Genomic DNA, 17,553 nt, shown 5'->3' with positions numbered 1-17,553 from the left:
GCCTGGGAGCGGCCGGCAAGGAAGAAAATGCGGCGTCGCCAGATAGCGCGTCGCCCAGGTGGAGGAATTTACGTGACCGGTTTCATCTCGAAGTGCGCCTTGCGTTCAGCGGCGCTGACGCTTGCCATTGTCGCCACGGGCGCCACGGCGGCATCAGCGGCCGACAAGATCACCATTATCGTCGGCGGCATGGAAAAGCAGATCTATCTGCCCGCCGTGCTCACCCAGCAGCTCGGTTACTTCAAGGACGAGGGGCTCGATGTCGAGTTGGTCAACTCGCGCGCCGGCGTCGAAGCCGAGAATGAATTGCTGGCGGGCGCCGTGCAGGGCGTCGTCGGCTTCTACGACCACACCGTCGATCTGCAGTCGAAGGGCAAGTACATCCAGTCGATCGTGCAGTTCAGCCAGGCGCCGGGCGAGGTCGAGCTGGTGTCGGCCAAGCACCCCGAGATCAAGTCGCCGGCCGACTTCAAGGGCGCGACCCTCGGCGTCACCGGCCTCGGCTCGTCGACCGATTTCCTGACCCAGTACCTGGCGGTGCGCAACGGCCTGAAGCCGGGTGACTACACGCTGCTGCCAGTCGGCGCCGGCAACACCTTCATCGCCGCCGTCAAGCAGGACCAGATCCAGGCCGGCATGACCACCGAGCCGACCATTGCCAAGCTGCTCAAGACCGGCGAGGCCAGCATCCTCGTCGACATGCGCACGCCGGAAAAGACCAAGGAAGCGCTGGGCGGACCCTATCCGGCGGCGTCCTTCTACGTACAGTCGGCCTGGATCGAGAGCCACAAGGAGGAGGCGCAGAAGCTCGCCAATGCCTTCGTCAAGACGATGAAATTCATCGCCACCCATTCGGCCGAAGAGATCGCCGACAAGATGCCGAAGGACTATTACGCCGGTAACAGGGACCTCTACGTCCAGGGGCTGGCCGGCGGCAAGGCGATGTTCACGCCGGACGGCCGCATGCCGGCCGACGGCCCGCCAACCGTGCTTAAGGTTCTCTCGACCTTCTCCAAGAGCCTGCAGGGCAAAGAGATCGACCTGTCGAAGACCTACACCACGGCATTCGTCGACGCCGCCAAATAGCATCGGTCGGCGACGGCGGACGCCCGGCCCGCCCTTGAGCAACAATGACTTGCGCCGCTCCGCTGAATCAATCCGGCAGCGGCGCCTTTCCAGATGCAGATGGACGACAAGCCAAAGGAGCTTGTGCCGCTGGCATCCATGCCCCATCACGACAGGAGTGTGCCATGCAACTGCAATCCATGGCGGCCGAGAAGCTGTCTCCAGCCGCGCCGCCGTCCGATGCCGCGATCGCCATTGATGACGTGACGCTTCGCTTCGTCACGCCCGACGGCCACATGATGACGGCGATCCGCGATTTCACCATGACGGTCGCGCGCGGCGAGTTCGCCTGTGTCGTCGGGCCGACCGGCTGCGGCAAGTCGACAACGCTCAACCTCGTCACCGGCCTGCTCAGGCCGACGACCGGCAATGTCCGCGTCATGGGCAAGCCCGTCACCGAGATCAGCCGCGACATAGGCTTCGTCTTCCAGGCCGATGCGCTGTTTCCGTGGCGCAGCGTCATCGACAATGTCGCCGCCGGCCCGCTCTATCGCGGCGTGTCCAAGGCGCGGGCCTATGAACGGGCGCGTGACTGGATCGGCCGCGTCGGCCTTGGCCGTTTCGAAAAGCACTATCCGCATCAGCTCTCGGGTGGCATGCGCAAGCGCGTCGCGCTGGCCCAGACCTTCATCAACCAGCCCAAGATTCTTTTGATGGACGAGCCGTTCAGCGCGCTGGACATGCAGACCCGCACCGCCATGCAGGACGAACTGCTTGACCTGTGGTCGGAGCAGAAATCCTCGGTCGTCTTCGTCACGCACGACCTCGAGGAGGCGGTGGCGCTGGCCGACAAGGTCTATGTGCTGACGGCGGGGCCGGGCACGGTCAAGAGCGTCTACCGCATCGACCTGCCGCGCCCGCGCGTCATGGCCGACATCCGCTATGACCCGAAATTCGTTGAGATCGCCAAAGTGATCTGGAACGACCTTCGCGAGGAAGTGCAGCTCGGCCAGAGCCGCAGCCTGCAGACCGGCCATTAGACTTGGGCGGCTGACCCGCTCCAATGATTTGTTTTTCGCAATTCCGGACGGAAACCGCTTGGCACTTTTCCTGGAATTGCTCCGAGAGGAGACCGCCATGACCGCCATCTCTCCCACCGTTGACCGGGCCGCTGCCCGCAATACCTCCATCGCCGTCGCCGAAGCCCGGGCAAGGGTGCGGCTGCGACGCCGCCATGCACTGGTCATCGGCCTGCGCTTGGCTATCCTGGTCGTCTTCCTCGGCCTGTGGGAACTCGGCGCCGACTACAACATCATCGATCCATTCTTCTTCGCCAGCCCGTCCGGCATCTGGCAGCAGATCTGGTCGTGGGTCACCGAAGGCACCTCGCAAGGCCCGCTCTGGCTGCAGATTTATGTGACGCTGGAAGAAACATTCCTCGGCTTCGTCATCGGCGCTGTAGGCGGCATCGCTGCCGGCATCATACTTGGCCGCAACCGGCTGCTGGCCGACGTCTTTTCGATCTACATCAAGATCGCCAACTCGGTACCGCGCGTGGTGCTGGGCTCGGTGTTCATCATCGCGCTCGGCCTCGGCATGGCCTCCAAGGTCGCGCTCGCCGTGGTGATGGTGTTCTTCGTCGTCTTCGCCAACGCCTTCCAGGGCGTGCGCGAGGCGGACCGGTCGATGATCGCCAACGCACAGATCCTCGGTGCTTCGCCGTTCCAGATCACCACCTCGGTCATCATTCCGTCGGCGATGAGCTGGATCCTGGCCAGCCTGCATGTCAGCTTCGGCTTCGCGCTGGTCGGCGCCGTGGTCGGCGAATTCCTCGGCGCCAAGCAAGGCATGGGCCTGCTGATCTCGACGGCGCAGGGCGCCTTCAACGCCAATGGCGTGTTCGCGGCGATGATCATCCTGGCGGTGATGGCGCTTGTGGTGGAGTTCATCATCACCCGCTTCGAGGACTATGTCGTCAAATGGCGCCCGGCCTCGTTCAACGAGCAGGGGACATGAAGCTGTGATTGCTAGGCCAGGGGCAGCCGCACCTCGACCACCAGGCCGGCGGCCGCGCCATCCGCGAGGGTGACGCGGCCACCGGCATTTTCGGCCACCTCGCGTACGATGGCGAGGCCAAGGCCGCTGCCTTCCTCGGTTGCGTCGGCGAGGCGGTAGAAGCGCTCGAAGACATGCTCTCGCTCGTCCGCCGGGATGCCCGGCCCGTCGTCGGTGACCGTCAGCACCGCTTCGCCATCGATGGCGGCCAGTCTGACGGTGACGGTGCCGCCAGCCGGCGTGTAGCGCAGCGCGTTGTCGACCAGGTTGACGATCATCTCGCGCAGCATGGTGCCGTCGCCGACCACTGGCACCGGCCCGCTTTCGTCGAGCCCGAGATCGACGTTGCGCGCAAGCGCTGCCGGCGCTTGCGTCTCCAGCACATGGCGGGCGGCTTCCGTCAGGTCGATGCGATCGGCGCGCGGCCGCCGGCTTCCAGGCTCGGCCCGCGACAGGGTCAAGAGCTGTTCGGCCAGCCGCGCCAGCCGGCCGGAACTGGCCTGCAGCGCCACCAGCGCCTCCTGGCGCTGATCGGCCGCACTTTCGCGCAGCGCGTAGCTCGCCTGCGTCGACAGCAGCGCCAGCGGCGTGCGCAACTGGTGCGCGGCATTGGCGATGAAGCGCCGCTGCGCCGCCATCTGCCCCCGCACTCGCTCCATATAGGCGTTGAGCGCGTCGATCAGCGGCCGGATCTCGCTCTGCGCGCCAGTGACTTCGATCGGATCGAGGTCGCTGCGAGCCGGCGAACGCACGGCATCACGCAGCCTGATCAGCGGCGCCAGGCCGCGGCGCAAGCCGAGCAGCACGAAGACGCCGGCAATCGCCACCAGCATCAGCTGCTGGGCAAAAGCGTTGAACCACAAATGCCGTACCATCGCATCGTGTCCGGCAAGCGTGACGCCGACGGTGACGGAAATCGGCGAGTCCGCGCCGGCGCCGATCACCGCATGGCTGAAGGTCAGCAGCCGCAACGTGCGGTCGCGATAGGTCGCTTCCAGGCTCGGGCGATCCTGCGCCTCGGGCAGGTCGGGATAACCGGTCAGCAGCCGTCCGCCCGCGGTCTCGACACGATAGTAGACGCTGTCGCGGTCGCCGGTGTCGAACATCTCGATCGCTGCCGGCGGCACAGTGGCGTCGAGCACGCCGTCGACGATTGCGACCTGTTCGGCGATGGCGCGCGCCGAACCCACCAGCATGCGATCCGTCACCAGGTCGGCGGTCGCCAGCGCGTTGCGATGGCTGGTCCACAAATTAATGGTGGCGAGCCCGGCGAGCGGCAGCACCACCCAGGCAAGCAGCTGCAGGCGGAGGCTGCTAACCGGCATCGCGCAGCAGATAGCCAAGGCCACGCAGCGTGGCGATCTGAACGCGCGAACCCTCGATCTTCTTGCGCAGGCGATGCACATAGATCTCGATGGCGCTGGGGTCGGCGTCTGTTTCGAAATCAAAGATCGCCGACGACAGCGCCGCCTTGCTCACCGTGCGTCCCGCCTTGACCATCAGCTGCTCCAGCACGGCGTGCTCGCGCGGCGTCAGCGCCAGCGTCTCGCCGGCCAGCGAAAACAGCCGCGTGTTGGTGTCGAAGACGAGATCGCCGCAGGCAACGACAGGCGCGGTCCGGTCGTTGACGCGCCGCAACTGGACGCGGATGCGCGCCTCCAACTCCTCGACCTGGAACGGTTTGGCCAGATAGTCATCGGCCCCTTCGTTCAGGCCCTTGACGCGCCCGTCGAGGCTGGCGTTCGCGGTCAGCACGATCACCGGCACCCGGTTGCCGCGCGCCCTGAGCATGCGCAGCACGTCCAGGCCGCCCATGCGCGGCAGCGCAAGGTCAAGAATCACCAGCGCATGGTCGCCGGCGGCAAGCGCATGCTCGACATCCTCGCCGTCATGGACGATGTCGACGACATAATTGGCCTGGCGCAGCGTCTTGCCCAGCCAATCAGCCAGTTCGCGATTGTCTTCGACAAGCAGCAGCCGCATTTTCTATCGCAGTTCAGGTATCTTGCCCGCCGCAGTCTCGTCGACCTTTCGACCAACGCAGCCGGCAGCGTCCGATGGGGTGCACGCACACAACGGATAATATCGATCCGCCCACAAGGCAAACCTTAGCTGGCTTGGCCACTGCAGAGCGGCAGGGAGGTCACCGACGAGAGGCGCTGCGTGTTGGATTCATGTCGCTGAACGACCGCATGGAAAGCAACCGGCACCTCCCTGCGGGTAGTGATCAGGCGCCAATCGACGAAAACAGAACCGATCGGTTCGATTTATGTTGACGCATTGTGCATCAGGTTGTGAACGCCGGCTCAAGTGATCTTGGCACCCGTGGCGGGTGGAATTTACTAACTGATTGATATCGCAAAATAAGATTGTGGCAGGAGGAAGCCTTGCGCCGGATTTCAAGCGCCGCGCCGAAGGTCTTTTCGGCACAACTTCGTGACTGGAAACGACAGCGGCCACGACCCATCTCGGGGTGGTCCGAGCGACGCGAATTCCTCCCAAGGCACGCCACTTGACGGACAGAAGACAGAACTACTGGAGTACCTGAATGACCAAGATCGCTCTCACCACCGCCGCCTTCCTCGTTGCCACGGGCAGCGCCTTCGCCGGCAGTGACCATTATGGTTCGAACAACGTCAACCAGCCGGCCGTCACCCAGCCTGCCGCCAATGTCGACATCACGACCACGGCGTCGATCCGCAAGCCGGTCGAGCATGGCAAGACCACCTCCGAAGTCGCCCAGCCTGAATCCGGCCAAGGCATCTGGGGCCGTTAAGTGGACCCGACAACCTGACCTGGTCGGCAACCGCTGATGGCTTCGGTCATCGAATGCCTCGAGGCGGTGGGCTTGTCCCGCCGCTTCGCTTTTGCGCAAGCCTGAATCAAATCGGCAAGCTTCGGCCCTGTCGCTTTGTTCGGATTTTGTCTTTCGGCCCCGCAAGCACCAAGGGCCGCGCCGCGACTAACCCAAGGCCGCTACCCCAACTCCTTCGGCCTGATGCAATGCGTCAGCCGCGCGCCGCCGAAGCCGAGATCCGCCCAGTCTCCCTTGAAGACGAACCGGGCCAATGCCGCCGTCGGGAATTTCTCCTCGAGCTTCCGCAGCGCGCGGGCATCCGACCCCGAACCCGCGAGCCGCCGCGCGAAGTCCTCGAGCCCGGGATTGTGGCCGAGCACCAAAAGGCTGGCCGCATCGGCCTTGCGCACGACGGCCAGCACATCCACCGCCGCCGCCTCGTACAGCGCATCCGTGAATTCCGCCGCAGCGCTCTTCGGCAATTCGGCTGCGACCAGCCGCCATGTGTCGCGGGTGCGCAGCGCGGCCGACACCAGCGCCAGGTCAGGCAGCCAGCCGCGCCGGGAAAGCTCGCGCCCCATCAGCGGCGCCGTCTTCAGACCGCGCGGGCCGAGCGGCCGGTCGAAATCGGCAAGCTTGGGATCGTCCCAGCTCGACTTGGCGTGGCGCAGGACCAGGAGTTGTCTTGTCGGCATGCCGCCCTCAATCCCTCAAGGCGTGATCCGCGCCAGCTGTTCGAGATCGCTTTCCTCGCGCAGCGGGTCGGGCGCCATTACCACGGAACTGCCGTTTTCGGCATCGTCGGCGAAGTGGGCGAGCACGGTGTGGCCGTTCTGCATGCGTGCCTTGCCTTCGGCGACCAGCCCCAGCGCCAGCGGGTAGAGCCGGTGCTCGGCCTTGAGCACGCGGGCGGCGAGCGTGTCCTCATTGTCGCCGACCATCACCGGCACGGCGGCCTGCGCGATGATCGGGCCGTCATCCATGTCGAGGGTGACGAAATGCACCGAGCAGCCATGGATGCGAACGCCGGCGCGCAGGGCGCGAGCATGCGTGTCCAGCCCCTTGAAGGCGGGCAGGAGGGCAGGGTGGATGTTGACCATCCGTCCCAGCCATTTCTCGACAAAGCGGGCGCCCAGGATGCGCATATAGCCGGCCAGCGCGACGATCTCGGCGCCGAAGCCGGCAAGCGCCGCATCGATCGCTCCGTCATGCGCTTCCTTGCTGCCATAGTCCGAGCGCTGGATCACCTTGGTGGGAATGCCGCGCGCGGCGGCGATGGCGAGGCCGGCGGCGTTGGCCCGGTCGGAGATGACGCCGACGATCTCGGCCGGGTAGGCCGGATCGCTCGCCGCCGCGATCAGCGCCGTCATGTTGGAGCCGCGCCCGGAGATCAGAACGACGGTGCGTTTCCTGCTCATAGGCCGATCGAGCCCCGGTAAATGACGCCGCCGTCGCGGCGCGGCACGATGCGGCCGATAGGCGTCACCGTCTCGCCGGCCTCCTGTAGCACGGCGGCCACTTGCGCCGCCTGGCCGGAGGCCACGGCGAGGATCATGCCGATGCCGCAGTTGAAGGTGCGCATCATCTCTTCCGGCGCGACACCGCCGGTCTTGGCCAGCCAGGCGAACACCGGCGGCACGTCGATGGCGTTGAGGTCGAGCTCTGCCGAGAAATCCTTGGGCAGCACGCGCGGAATGTTCTCGGGGAAGCCGCCGCCGGTGATGTGGGCGAGCGCCTTGATGCCATGCGTGTTGCGGATGGCCTTGAGGATCGACTTCACATAGATGCGCGTCGGCTCGAGCAGCGCTTCGGCAAGCGTCGCCTCGTCGTTGAACGGCGCCGGGTCGCTCCAGGCCAGGCCGCTGGCGGCAACGATGCGGCGCACGAGCGAATAGCCGTTGGAATGAAGGCCGGAGGAGGCAAGGCCCAAGAGCACGTCGCCCTCGACGATGTCGTCGGTGGGCAGCAGCTGGCCACGTTCGGCCGCGCCCACGGCAAAGCCGGCGAGGTCGTAGTCCTTGCCGTGATACATGCCGGGCATCTCGGCCGTCTCGCCGCCGATCAGCGCGCAGCCGGCCTGCCGGCAGCCCTCGGCGATGCCGCCGACGATCGATGCGCCCTGGTCGGGGTCGAGCTTGCCGGTGGCGAAATAGTCGAGGAAGAACAGCGGCTCGGCGCCCTGCACGACGATGTCGTTGACGCACATGGCGACAAGGTCGATGCCGATCGTGTCGTGCTTGCCGGCATCGATGGCGATCTTGAGCTTGGTGCCGACGCCGTCATTGGCCGCGACCAGTACCGGATCGGTGAAGCCGGCGGCCTTGAGATCGAACAGGCCGCCGAAGCCGCCGATCTCGCCATCGGCGCCCGGCCGGCGCGTCGCGCGCACCAGCGGCTTGATCTTCTCGACCATCAGATTGCCGGCATCGATGTCGACACCCGCTTCGGCATAGGTGAGCCCGTTCTTGCGCTCGGCTGTATCGCGCTTGGTCATGTCCGGCTCGTCGCTGTTTCCATTGCGGGCTCTTCGCATGAATGGTTTCGGGGAGCAAGGATGACGCGGCGGTGCGGCGGTTTTGCCCCCCAACAAACGTTCTTCTGCGTGAGCCGATCCCCCTGAAGGCGAGATTGGCCCGCATCGCAGCTTTCGCCATTCGCCAACGTCAGAGAATGAGGAGCGTAGTGCTTGCGCCAGCCTTCCATCTCCATCATCTATCTCTCGACAAGACGCGACGGGGCACACTTTGACCATCCCCAACATGATCACGATCATGCGCCTGCTGCTGGTGCCCGCCGTGGTGTTGGCGATGCTGCAAGCGCGTTGGGACTGGGCCTTTGCCGGCTTCCTCGTCGCCGGCGTCTCCGATGGCGTCGACGGCTTCATCGCCCGCCGCTACAACCAGGTTTCGAAGCTCGGCGCCTATCTCGACCCGATGGCCGACAAGCTCTTGCTGGTCTCGGTGTTCGTGGTCATGGGCTTCATCGGACAATTGCCGCTGTGGCTGGTCGTCACCATGGTCTCGCGCGACGCGCTGATCGTTTGCGCGGTGCTTTTGTCTTCAGTGATGGCGCATCCGGTCGAGGTGAAACCGCTCTTTGTGTCGAAGGCCAACACCGCAATCCAGATCGTGCTGGCGGCGGTGGTGCTGGGTGAACTGGCGTTTTCCATCCACCCCGATCCGTTGCGGCCGGCGCTCATATTACTGTCCGGGGTCTTGACCGTGGCTTCGGCCGCGGCCTATCTCGTGGCCTGGCTGAGGCACATGAGCGGCTATGGCGAAGGCTCCAAACCGGGCACCTGACCAAGGATCCATCGAAGCGGCCGCCGAGGCAGCGGCGGCCGGCGAAGCCGCGTCCCTGGCGTTCCGCCGCCAGGTATTCTTCTGGCTGGGCACGGCCGTGTTCCTGGCGCTGTTCCTCTATGTCTTCTCCAGCATCCTTCTGCCCTTCGTCGCCGGCATGGTGCTCGCCTATTTCCTCGATCCGGTCGCCGACCGGCTGCAGCGTCTCGGCCTCTCCCGGCTGATGGCGACGGTGGTCATCCTGATCGCCTTCATCGTCGTCCTGGTGCTCGCCTTCGTCATCCTGGTTCCGGTTCTGGCGACGCAAATGGCCGATTTCGCCGGCAAGCTGCCGGAATACCTTACCCGCCTGCAGGCGCTGATCACCAGCTTCGATCCGAAATGGCTGGAACAGAGGTTCGGCGTCAACGCCAACAGCCTGCGCGACGGGCTGAACTCGCTGCTCACCTCCGGCTTCGGCCTGCTCACCACTGTCTTTACCTCGATCTGGAGTTCCGGCGTGGCGCTGGTCTCGGTGGTCAGCCTTTTCGTGGTGACGCCGGTGGTCGCCTTCTACATGCTGCTCGACTGGGACCGCATGGTGGCCGTCGTCGACAGCTGGGTGCCGCGCGACTATGTCGAGACGGTGCGCGTGATCGCCCGCGACATCAACATCGCGACCGCCGGCTTCGTGCGTGGCCAGGGCACGCTCTGCCTGGTGCTCGGCGGCATGTATGCCACGGGCCTGACGCTGACCGGCCTCAACTTCGCGATCCTCATCGGCCTCTTCGCCGGGCTGATTTCCTTCATCCCCTATGTTGGCTCGCTGACCGGACTTGTGCTCGCCGTCGGCGTCGCCTTCGTCCAGTTCTGGCCGGACTGGGTGATGATTGTTGCAGTGGCCTGCGTGTTCTTCGCCGGCCAGTTCATCGAGGGCAACATCCTGCAGCCGAGGCTGGTGGGAAAGAGCGTTGGCCTGCATCCGGTCTGGCTGATGTTCGCGCTGTTCGCCTTCGGCGCGTTGTTCGGTTTCGTCGGGCTTCTCATCGCTGTGCCGGCTTCGGCGGCCGTCGCCGTGCTGGTGCGTTTCGCCATTGCCCGCTACCTCGAATCGCCGCTCTACAAGGGCCACGTCACCGAGCCCATTCCGCGACTGCCGGCCGACCGTCGGCGGGGCGCCAAGCCGCGCGGCTGACGCGCCATGGCCGCTGACAGAACCGATCCGCCGCGCCAGCTGCCGCTCGATCTCGGTCACGGCACGGGCTATTCACGTGACGAACTCGTGGTGTCTTCGACCAACGCCCAGGCGGTGGCGCTGGTCGATCGCTGGCCCGACTGGCCTTCGCCTGTCGTGGTGCTGGCCGGCCCGGCCGGCTCCGGCAAGACGCATCTGGCCTCGATCTGGCAGGCCCGCGCCGGCGCGCTAAGGGTGGATGCCGGACGCATCGAAGAGTGCATCGCCGACCTCGGCGACAGGTCCGTCCTGATCGACGATGTCGACAAGCATCCGGTTGACGAGACGGGCCTATTCCATCTCATCAATACGGTCCGTGGCGCCGGCTCCAGCCTGCTGCTGACGGCCAGACGCTTTCCCTCGGCCTGGGGTGTCGAACTGCCCGATCTCATCTCGCGGCTGAAGGCTGCCGCGACCGTCGAGATCCACGAGCCCGACGATCTTTTGCTTGCCGGCGTCATCACCAAACTCTTCGCCGACCGCCAGGTCGAGGTGGAGCCGCATGTCGTGCAATATCTGGTCAGGCGCATCGAACGCTCGCTGGCCACCGCCATGCGCGTGGTTGGACGCCTCGACCGCGCGGCCCTGGAGCGCAAGACGCCGATCACCCGGGCGCTCGCCGCCGAGACCGTCAGCGCCATGGACGAAGGGCAGGGCGAGTTCGAGATTTGAGTCTTGTTCGGCAGCCGACGCGTGACATCGGAGCCAGATAGTGATATCTGAGTGATGTCAATGACATCGGAATGATATCAATGCCATCTGTGACGATCAGAAACATTCCGGAAGAAACCCACCGCGCTCTGCGCGTGCAGGCCGCCATCCATGGCCGAAGCACGGAAGCGGAGATCCGGGCCATACTCGAGAACGCCGTGCGGCCCGAGGGGCGCGTGAAGCTGGGCTCTTTGCTGTCCGAAATCGCCCGCCGCGCCGGCGTGAAAGACGAGGATGTCGATGCGCTGGAGCAGGTCCGCGACAAAAGCCCGGCCGAGCCCCTGAGATTTGAATGATTCTCCTGGACACCAATGTCGTTTCGGAGGTGATGAGGCCGGAACCCCATCCGGCGGTGCTGGCATGGCTGGACGATCAGGCTGCTGAAACATTGTATATTTCCAGCGTTACGCTCGCAGAGGTGCTATTCGGTATCGAGGTGATGCCTGCGGGGCGCCGCAAGAATGTCCTGGCTGAGGCCTTTGCTGGCATATGCGCGGTGTTTGATCAGCGCATTCTGCCATTCGACGTGCAGGCAGCGCGGCAGTATGCAGGCCTTGCCGCAAAAGCCAGAACGGCGGGCAAGGGGTTCCCCATACCCGACGGCTACATAGCGGCTATCGCCGATGCCAAAGGCTTCCACGTCGCTTCGCGTGACACGTCGGCCTTTCATGCGGCGGGCATACCAGTCGTCGATCCTTGGCAAAGTGCGACGTAGCTGTCCCAATATTGGACCAAGCCACTGGCATCCATCTTGCACCGTCCAATATGCCGGCTGACCCCGGTCCCGATCACGTTCCAGATCGGGTTGTAGGCTCGCCGGGTGCAAGGCGGTTGGGGTTCTCGCCCGGCGAGCTTGCCTTTCAGAGACATCGAACTCATCATCGAAATAGACGATTCAACAAGGCGGTTCGCCTAATTCCCCACTTTCCCGGCAAGTTCCTCCAGGGTCGCCAGCAGCCTGTTGATCTGCGTATAGGAGGTCGTTTGCGGGCTGTAGCGCGTGACCAGGTATTCCCGGGTTTTGGCGAGTTGTATCAGGTGATGTGCCGTGCGCTTCCGCAGCTGACACCTCGATCCTGCCGTCCTCGATGCGGCCGGTTGGAGTCAGCGAATACCAGAAGTCGAGCGGCTCGCTGACCGGTACGGTGACGGAGATGCCTGCGAGTGCGGCCTCGCTTGCCGCGGCTGAGGCAGAGCACGCTCCCGGCCCGAAAGCCGAGTTCGGCCAGCGCCTTTTGGCTTGCCGGGTTTGCAAACTGGCGCCCATGCTCCGGCCAATAGCTGGAATGGTCGGAGTGGCAGGATTCGAACCTGCGACCCCCTGATCCCAAATCAGGTGCGCTACCAGGCTGCGCTACACTCCGAGGCCTCGCGGCGTATAGGGTTCCGGGCCCGCGAAGGCAACCCACGAAAAGAAAAAAGGGAAGGGCGGGAAAAAACGCTGCGCCCTGCAGCCGCTCAGCGCCGCTGTCCGGCGATCTTGCGGGCGATTGCGGCGCCCTGGATCCTAGCATTGGCAAAGCAGCCGCGGATGCTCGGCCGCATGCCGGTGAACCACAGGCCCGGCAGCTTTGGATCGCTGTCGGCGCCGTTGAACAGCGGCACGCCCTTGCCGTCGAGCACGCCGAGCTGGCCGAGCATCGGCTCCAGCCCGGTGCGATAGCCGGTTGCGGCGATCACGACGTCGGGCGTGATGGTCTGACCGTCATCCAGGATGACGCCGTCCCGGGTGAATTCCCTGACCTGCGGCACCACGATGACCCTGCCGGCCCTGATGGCATCGACGGCGCCGTCGTCGGAGGCGATCGCCGTATAGTCGGAGCCGAGGCGGCTGGCGCCGCCCAAGGGCGCGCGCGGCAGGCCGAATTTGCTGAGGTCGCCGAAGACAAGGCGCTGGGTCAGCGCCATCGCCCAGTCCGCCAGCCGCACGGGCAGCCGCGCCATGAAAGGCGAAAAACGGTGCACGGCGATCTGTCCGATGCGCTTGGGCAACAGCGAGGGGCCGTTGCGCGCCGCCAGCCACATCTGTCCGGTCTTGGCTCCGGAAAGGTGATTGAGCGCGTCGAAGCCCGAATTGCCGGCGCCGACCACCAATACCTTCTTGTCCTCATAGTCCTTCGCCGCGCCAAAATCCGCCGAATGGACGATGCGCCCGGCAAAGTCCTCCATGCCTTTCCAGGCGGGAATGAACGGCTGTCGGTCGCGCCCGGTGGCGACCACGACATGGCGCGCGCGCCGCGGCCCGGCGCTGGTCCTCACCGTCCAGTGATCGCCGTTGAAGCTCACGTCCTTGACGGCGATGCCGAATTCGACCGGCAGCCGGTGCGCTTCGGCGAAGTGATTGAGGTGGCCAATCACCGTGGTGCGGTGCGGAAACGCCGGCGTGCCGGCGGGATAGGCGACACCGGGCAGCGCGGAAAGATCGCGGTGGGTGTTGAGATGCAGGTTCTCATGCCGTCTGTGCCAGGGTTCGGCCAGCCTGTTTTCCCGCTCCAGCACCTGTGTCGCCACGCCGGCAGCGGCGAGCGCCTGGGCCACAGCGAGCCCGGCGGCGCCGGCGCCGATCACGATCGCGCCCTCGAAGGTTCCCGGTCGGCCGGCCGGCAAGGTTTCCGCTGCCATGTCTGTCATTGTCATAGCCGTGAGTGGCACACCAGTGTATCCGACATATGCCGCCTCCAGTCTCGCGCCAACCAGGCGCGTTTGCAAAACGTCGCAAGCGCGTTTGCAAAACGTCGCAGCCGCGTTTGCAAAACGTCGCAGCCGCGTTTGCAAAACGTCGCCGACCGCGTCGCCCGCGCGATTGCCAATTGTCGCCCGCGCGATTGCCAATCGTCGTGCGGTCCGTTGCAAACCCGCCTTGCCGCCGGCGTCATTGCACAGTAATGACGGGGTGGGCGCGCGACCGGGAGAACCTGAATAGGGCTTTTCGAGGGCGGGCGTCGGTACAAACGCCTGGAGTGCTGCTCCGGGGAGCAACGAGGTGGACATGTCCGCGCGCATTTTCAGCCCAGCCAAAACCGCGATGCAATCCGGCAAGGCCAAGACCGGTCGCTGGGTGCTGGAATTCGATCCCGCGCAGCGCAAGAAGATCGACCCGCTGATGGGCTACACCACCTCTGGCGACATGTTGAGCCAGATCAGGCTGACTTTCGACACCAGGGAAGAGGCGGTGGCCTATGCCGAGAAGGAAGGCCTTGCCTTCCGCGTCGAGGAGCCGAAGGAGCCCAAGCGCCGGCAGATTTCCTACGCGGAGAATTTCCGCTATGACCGCAGGACGCCCTGGACGCACTGAGCCGGCAAGCCGGACGGCGCCCTTCGCGAAGCATCAGCCGGCGCGGCCGGCCAGCGGTCCCGTAGCTCAGCTGGATAGAGCACCGGCCTTCTAAGCCGATGGTCGCAGGTTCGAATCCTGCCGGGATCGCCAAGCTCCTTTTCCTGTCAATGATTTCAATTCCTTATCGTCGGAATTGCCTAACTCGTCTGGTTGGTTAGGCAATTTCTGGACATCGAAATGGTCGTCTAGCTTCGCCATTGCGGCATCGGCGAGCAGCTTCTTTTCCGCCTCGCGACAGTAGCGCTCAACTTCTCGAATGTCGGTATGGCCGGTTATCGCCATGATCTGGCGCGCCGAACAGCCAGCCTCGGCCAGTCGACGGCAAGCCGCCTTGCGCAAACCGTGCGGCGATGATCCTTCCGGCAAGTCGGCCTTGGCCGCAGCCTCGGATATGTAGGCGCTGAAGGCCTTCTCAGATCGTGCGGCGCCGCCAGTCTTGGCAATGAAGGCGTCGCCATCTTTCGGGCAGTTTTTGATGTAGCCCATCAGTTCGGCGCGGATCGGGATGGACAGTTCGACGCCTGTCTTTTGCGCGGTGATCTCAATTCGTCCGCCTGCGACATGCCTCCATCCGACGCGCACAGCATCGGATCTGCGCAAGCCGGTGTGCAGAAGCACCTCCATTGCCAGCCGCTCAGGCGTGCCTATCTTCCACTTTTTGCGGTAAGCGGCGATATCTTCTTCCGACCACGTTCTATGGCCGTCCGATTCATATCGAATGCGCTTGGCGTCCTTCACGGGGTTGTCGGTCCGCATTCCGGCCGACACCGCATACTCCATGACCCCGGAAAGCCGCTTGCGGAAGTTCGATGCGGCTGCGGGTGTCGACGCCATCTCGTCAATGATCGCGTTGACGTGATGCGTCTTGATCTTCGCGACGGGGCCGTTGCCATACTTGCTGGCAACAAAACGGTCGAGCGCGCCGCGATAGACGGCTTGCGTCGAGTCCGCCAATGACTTGAATTCTATTGAGCCGTAGTAGCCATGCACGGCCGCTGCGATGCTGCCCGGCATTGCTCGCGCAATCCTCTCCGGCTCGCCCTCCATGGCGGCACGGTAGGCGGTCCAGAATGCTTCGCTATAAAGCGGCGTGGGCAGGGGTATCTGTTTCTGGCCTGGCTTGCGCAGATAGATGCGCGGACGGCCGTGTCGGTCCAGATACTCGTTTATGAACTTCGGTTTCCTGTGGCGCATGCTCGATCCCACCAGTCATCATCGTTGTCGTTTGCGGCGACGGCGGTCGTCTTGACATCAAGGGCGGTCGGCTTGCCGTCAAACAAGGAATCTAGATCGAATCGGTCCCACAGCGCCACTCCGAACAGCGTCTTGGCGGGCGGGATATTGCCTGCCGCACGCGCCTTATCGAAGTGAGAGGGTGAGATACCTAAATAGGCCGCAGCCGAAACCCGCCGCAGCCCTCTCGGCTGTACTGCCTGCATGTTCTCCTCCGTCGAAACTATCGCCAACATATGTATTGCCCACGCGGCGGTTTCCCTAGTTCAGTGGCTATCAGAAATTTCTCAGGTGCACCGTTGTAGACTCACGAAGCGTGCAATTGTGATCCGCGCGCTCGAAGGAGAGTCACGATGAATATCAAGACGATAAGCGAACTCGGCCAGGCTCCGGAAATATGGACTTTGTTGCCATGCCCGCTAACCTTCAATCAAATGAAAGTACTGCGACGCTTGCGGCTTGCCGGGCTAATCGATTGCCGTCCTGTACCCGTTCCATTGCCAGCCGAAGTGGGCATGGAATGGCGCATGAGCCGGCAGGAGATCAAGCGCCATCGAGAGGGCTAGTGCTCACTGAAAAGCCCGCCTGCCTTTCAGCAAGCGGGCGTCGCGCGGCACGTCGACTTCGGGTTACCGTTGATCAAAGGCCCGCTGGCGAGGAAAAACGGGCGCTCCAGGCCTTGTTTTCAACACCTTCGGCAGGCATATACCCGTCAGCAGCCGCCGCTGGCGAGGAACGTCCCTTCAGATAGTCGGAGAGGTTTCACCCAAGGCGAGGCATGCATTTGAGCCGATCGACGGCGCGGTGACCATGAATGTACCGGCACCACGCATGCAGTCTCGGCAACGAAGGGAAGCGGGCGAGAGCCCGCTTTTTTGTTGTTGTTGCCTAAGGCGACGCCTCACCACCTCTCGTAGTGTTCTCCACGCCTGATGCTCTTATAGGTCAGCCAGTCGACATCGCCGCGCCCTGTGTTGCACCGATAGCAAGCCAATGCGATGTTGCCGCGATCATTGCTGCCTCGATCTGTTCGCCGGTCCAAATGCTCAAGCGTCTCTGAGTCTGGGCGCATCTTGCTCTTGACTGAAATCCACATACGGACATCGCAATAACAGCAGCGGCCACCCTGCTTTTCGCGCAGGATGGCTCGCAGCTCGGGGCGGCGTGAGCCGTTGCCCATGTCAGGCAGCCGACGCTAAAATCTTTTCGATGGCATCAAACTCGTCATCGATAGCGCAAGTCAGGTTAGTGAGCATTAGGTCGTCACGCTCGTCGGTCGTGATCTCGCTGGATGCCATCATTATTGCCCTTAGGTAGCTCCGCGCCCTCTGAAGGTGCGTTTCGGTGTCGAATGCAATCGTGGTGGCTGTGGGCGCGCGATGGGTGCGGATGTGAGCAATCGTCGGCATCTGAAATTCTCTCCAGTTTGGTTTTCGAAACCCCTTTGTTGGGTAAATAAACCATATTGGGAATCGATGCTTGCGGTCAAGTGATAATTTGGGTAAAAAACACAGATTGCAATTTGGAAAACACAGATGCCGGTAACAGGAAACCAAATCAAGGCTGCAAGGGCACTTGCTGGCATGGATCAGAAGGCTCTGGCCGATGCAGCAAAGATTGGGATCAACACGGTCAGGAATTTCGAAGGCTGGGGCAGTGCAATCGTTCGTGGTCGCCTCGACACAATGCAAGCTATCAAGTCTGCCTTTAGCGCTGCTGGCGTCGAATTGCTCGAGGACGGTCAGGCATCATCGGAAGGCAGGGGCGTTCGCCTGAGGGAAAAGCCGTGATCTCGGCGAGCCGCGCGCAGCATATAAACATCTAAAGATAAGTCAAATAC

Annotated in this window: 21 protein-coding genes and 2 tRNA genes; 13 read left to right on the top strand and 10 right to left on the bottom strand. The window is 63.8% G+C overall.

What is annotated here, in order from left to right; genetic code table 11:
• The first annotated feature begins 72 nt into the window (after positions 1-72).
• The 3 genes from EN742_RS06035 to EN742_RS06025 all read left to right on the top strand — a co-directional run bounded on the left by EN742_RS06035 (position 73) and on the right by EN742_RS06025 (position 3,081).
• Positions 73-1,086: an ABC transporter substrate-binding protein gene (locus tag EN742_RS06035; RefSeq protein ID WP_127406519.1), complete on the top strand. Its 1,014-nt coding sequence runs from the start codon at positions 73-75 to the stop codon at positions 1,084-1,086.
• A 164-nt stretch (positions 1,087-1,250) separates the two neighbouring features.
• On the top strand, positions 1,251-2,105 hold the full coding sequence (locus EN742_RS06030) for an ABC transporter ATP-binding protein (protein ID WP_126055572.1): 855 nt from the start codon (positions 1,251-1,253) through the stop codon (positions 2,103-2,105).
• Between the two features lie 97 nt (positions 2,106-2,202).
• Positions 2,203-3,081 carry an ABC transporter permease gene (locus EN742_RS06025; protein ID WP_126055571.1) on the top strand — a complete coding sequence of 293 codons (879 nt, stop codon included), beginning with the start codon at positions 2,203-2,205 and terminating at the stop codon, positions 3,079-3,081.
• 11 nt (positions 3,082-3,092) lie between these two features.
• Here EN742_RS06025 and EN742_RS06020 read toward each other — a convergent pair whose 3' ends face one another.
• Together EN742_RS06020 and EN742_RS06015 are read right to left on the bottom strand one after the other, a co-directional pair.
• Positions 3,093-4,445 (bottom strand): sensor histidine kinase, encoded by a 1,353-nt coding sequence (locus tag EN742_RS06020; protein WP_127406517.1) that lies wholly within the window; start codon positions 4,443-4,445, stop codon positions 3,093-3,095.
• A complete protein-coding gene (locus EN742_RS06015) occupies positions 4,435-5,103 on the bottom strand; it encodes a response regulator (protein ID WP_126055569.1) in 669 nt (222 codons plus the stop codon). Before EN742_RS06015 ends, EN742_RS06020 begins: the two co-directional genes overlap by 11 nt.
• A gap of 565 nt (positions 5,104-5,668) precedes the next feature.
• Here EN742_RS06015 and EN742_RS06010 point away from each other — a divergent pair.
• Complete coding sequence (locus EN742_RS06010) at positions 5,669-5,896, top strand: DUF680 domain-containing protein (protein WP_127407729.1); 228 nt, start codon at positions 5,669-5,671, stop codon at positions 5,894-5,896.
• 200 nt (positions 5,897-6,096) lie between these two features.
• On the opposite strand, the gene EN742_RS06005 is transcribed toward EN742_RS06010, so the two are convergent.
• The 3 genes from EN742_RS06005 to purM are packed head-to-tail and all read right to left on the bottom strand — an operon-like array spanning position 6,097 to position 8,411.
• Positions 6,097-6,612, bottom strand: coding sequence for a histidine phosphatase family protein (locus tag EN742_RS06005; protein ID WP_128332541.1), 516 nt, complete (start codon positions 6,610-6,612; stop codon positions 6,097-6,099).
• A 15-nt stretch (positions 6,613-6,627) separates the two neighbouring features.
• A complete protein-coding gene (gene purN / locus EN742_RS06000) occupies positions 6,628-7,335 on the bottom strand; it encodes a phosphoribosylglycinamide formyltransferase (RefSeq protein WP_126055566.1) in 708 nt (235 codons plus the stop codon).
• A complete protein-coding gene (purM, locus tag EN742_RS05995; RefSeq protein ID WP_128332540.1) occupies positions 7,332-8,411 on the bottom strand; it encodes a phosphoribosylformylglycinamidine cyclo-ligase in 1,080 nt (359 codons plus the stop codon). The genes purN and purM overlap by 4 nt, the downstream gene beginning before the upstream one ends.
• 250 nt (positions 8,412-8,661) lie before the next feature.
• Between purM and EN742_RS05990 the strand changes: the two genes are divergently transcribed.
• From EN742_RS05990 to EN742_RS05970, 5 genes are all read left to right on the top strand, one after another.
• On the top strand, positions 8,662-9,219 hold the full coding sequence (locus EN742_RS05990; RefSeq protein ID WP_127405902.1) for a CDP-alcohol phosphatidyltransferase family protein: 558 nt from the start codon (positions 8,662-8,664) through the stop codon (positions 9,217-9,219).
• Positions 9,191-10,393: an AI-2E family transporter gene (locus EN742_RS05985; RefSeq protein ID WP_126055563.1), complete on the top strand. Its 1,203-nt coding sequence runs from the start codon at positions 9,191-9,193 to the stop codon at positions 10,391-10,393. The genes EN742_RS05990 and EN742_RS05985 overlap by 29 nt, the downstream gene beginning before the upstream one ends.
• Positions 10,394-10,399: 6 nt before the next feature.
• The gene (hdaA, locus tag EN742_RS05980; protein ID WP_127405903.1) at positions 10,400-11,104 is read left to right on the top strand and encodes a DnaA regulatory inactivator HdaA; all 705 of its coding nucleotides are present in this window, start codon (positions 10,400-10,402) and stop codon (positions 11,102-11,104) included.
• Between the two features lie 80 nt (positions 11,105-11,184).
• Entirely contained in the window at positions 11,185-11,439 is a 255-nt protein-coding gene (locus EN742_RS05975) for an Arc family DNA-binding protein (protein WP_126055561.1), read from the top strand.
• Complete coding sequence (locus EN742_RS05970; RefSeq protein ID WP_127405904.1) at positions 11,436-11,858, top strand: type II toxin-antitoxin system VapC family toxin; 423 nt, start codon at positions 11,436-11,438, stop codon at positions 11,856-11,858. Before EN742_RS05975 ends, EN742_RS05970 begins: the two co-directional genes overlap by 4 nt.
• 572 nt (positions 11,859-12,430) lie before the next feature.
• Here EN742_RS05970 and EN742_RS05965 read toward each other — a convergent pair.
• Both EN742_RS05965 and EN742_RS05960 read right to left on the bottom strand, forming a co-directional pair.
• Positions 12,431-12,507, bottom strand: a tRNA-Pro gene (locus tag EN742_RS05965).
• Between the two features lie 94 nt (positions 12,508-12,601).
• Complete coding sequence (locus EN742_RS05960) at positions 12,602-13,765, bottom strand: NAD(P)/FAD-dependent oxidoreductase (protein WP_245482335.1); 1,164 nt, start codon at positions 13,763-13,765, stop codon at positions 12,602-12,604.
• Between the two features lie 367 nt (positions 13,766-14,132).
• On the opposite strand from EN742_RS05960, the gene EN742_RS05955 reads away from it, so the two are divergent.
• Both EN742_RS05955 and EN742_RS05950 read left to right on the top strand, forming a co-directional pair.
• Positions 14,133-14,438, top strand: a complete 306-nt coding sequence (locus EN742_RS05955; RefSeq protein WP_126055558.1) for an ETC complex I subunit — start codon at positions 14,133-14,135, stop codon at positions 14,436-14,438.
• Between the two features lie 55 nt (positions 14,439-14,493).
• Positions 14,494-14,570: transfer RNA gene (locus EN742_RS05950), tRNA-Arg, on the top strand.
• Between the two features lie 1,076 nt (positions 14,571-15,646).
• Here EN742_RS05950 and EN742_RS05940 read toward each other — a convergent pair.
• Positions 15,647-15,919, bottom strand: coding sequence for a hypothetical protein (locus EN742_RS05940; RefSeq protein WP_128332539.1), 273 nt, complete (start codon positions 15,917-15,919; stop codon positions 15,647-15,649).
• Between the two features lie 147 nt (positions 15,920-16,066).
• Here EN742_RS05940 and EN742_RS05935 point away from each other — a divergent pair, with 147 nt between their 5' ends.
• On the top strand, positions 16,067-16,279 hold the full coding sequence (locus EN742_RS05935; RefSeq protein WP_128332538.1) for a hypothetical protein: 213 nt from the start codon (positions 16,067-16,069) through the stop codon (positions 16,277-16,279).
• A 335-nt stretch (positions 16,280-16,614) separates the two neighbouring features.
• On the opposite strand, the gene EN742_RS39155 is transcribed toward EN742_RS05935, so the two are convergent.
• On the bottom strand, positions 16,615-16,785 hold the full coding sequence (locus tag EN742_RS39155; RefSeq protein WP_245482255.1) for an HNH endonuclease: 171 nt from the start codon (positions 16,783-16,785) through the stop codon (positions 16,615-16,617).
• 109 nt (positions 16,786-16,894) lie between these two features.
• Entirely contained in the window at positions 16,895-17,122 is a 228-nt protein-coding gene (locus tag EN742_RS05925; RefSeq protein WP_127405243.1) for a hypothetical protein, read from the bottom strand.
• Between the two features lie 126 nt (positions 17,123-17,248).
• Here EN742_RS05925 and EN742_RS05920 point away from each other — a divergent pair, with 126 nt between their 5' ends.
• Positions 17,249-17,503: a helix-turn-helix transcriptional regulator gene (locus EN742_RS05920; protein ID WP_128332536.1), complete on the top strand. Its 255-nt coding sequence runs from the start codon at positions 17,249-17,251 to the stop codon at positions 17,501-17,503.
• Positions 17,504-17,553: the final 50 nt, after the last annotated feature.

This window comes from Mesorhizobium sp. M4A.F.Ca.ET.020.02.1.1, assembly GCF_004022645.1.
Classification (GTDB): domain Bacteria; phylum Pseudomonadota; class Alphaproteobacteria; order Rhizobiales; family Rhizobiaceae; genus Mesorhizobium.
The sequence above is the reverse complement of the archived record's forward strand: the minus strand, read 5'-3'. Positions and strand labels throughout refer to the sequence as shown.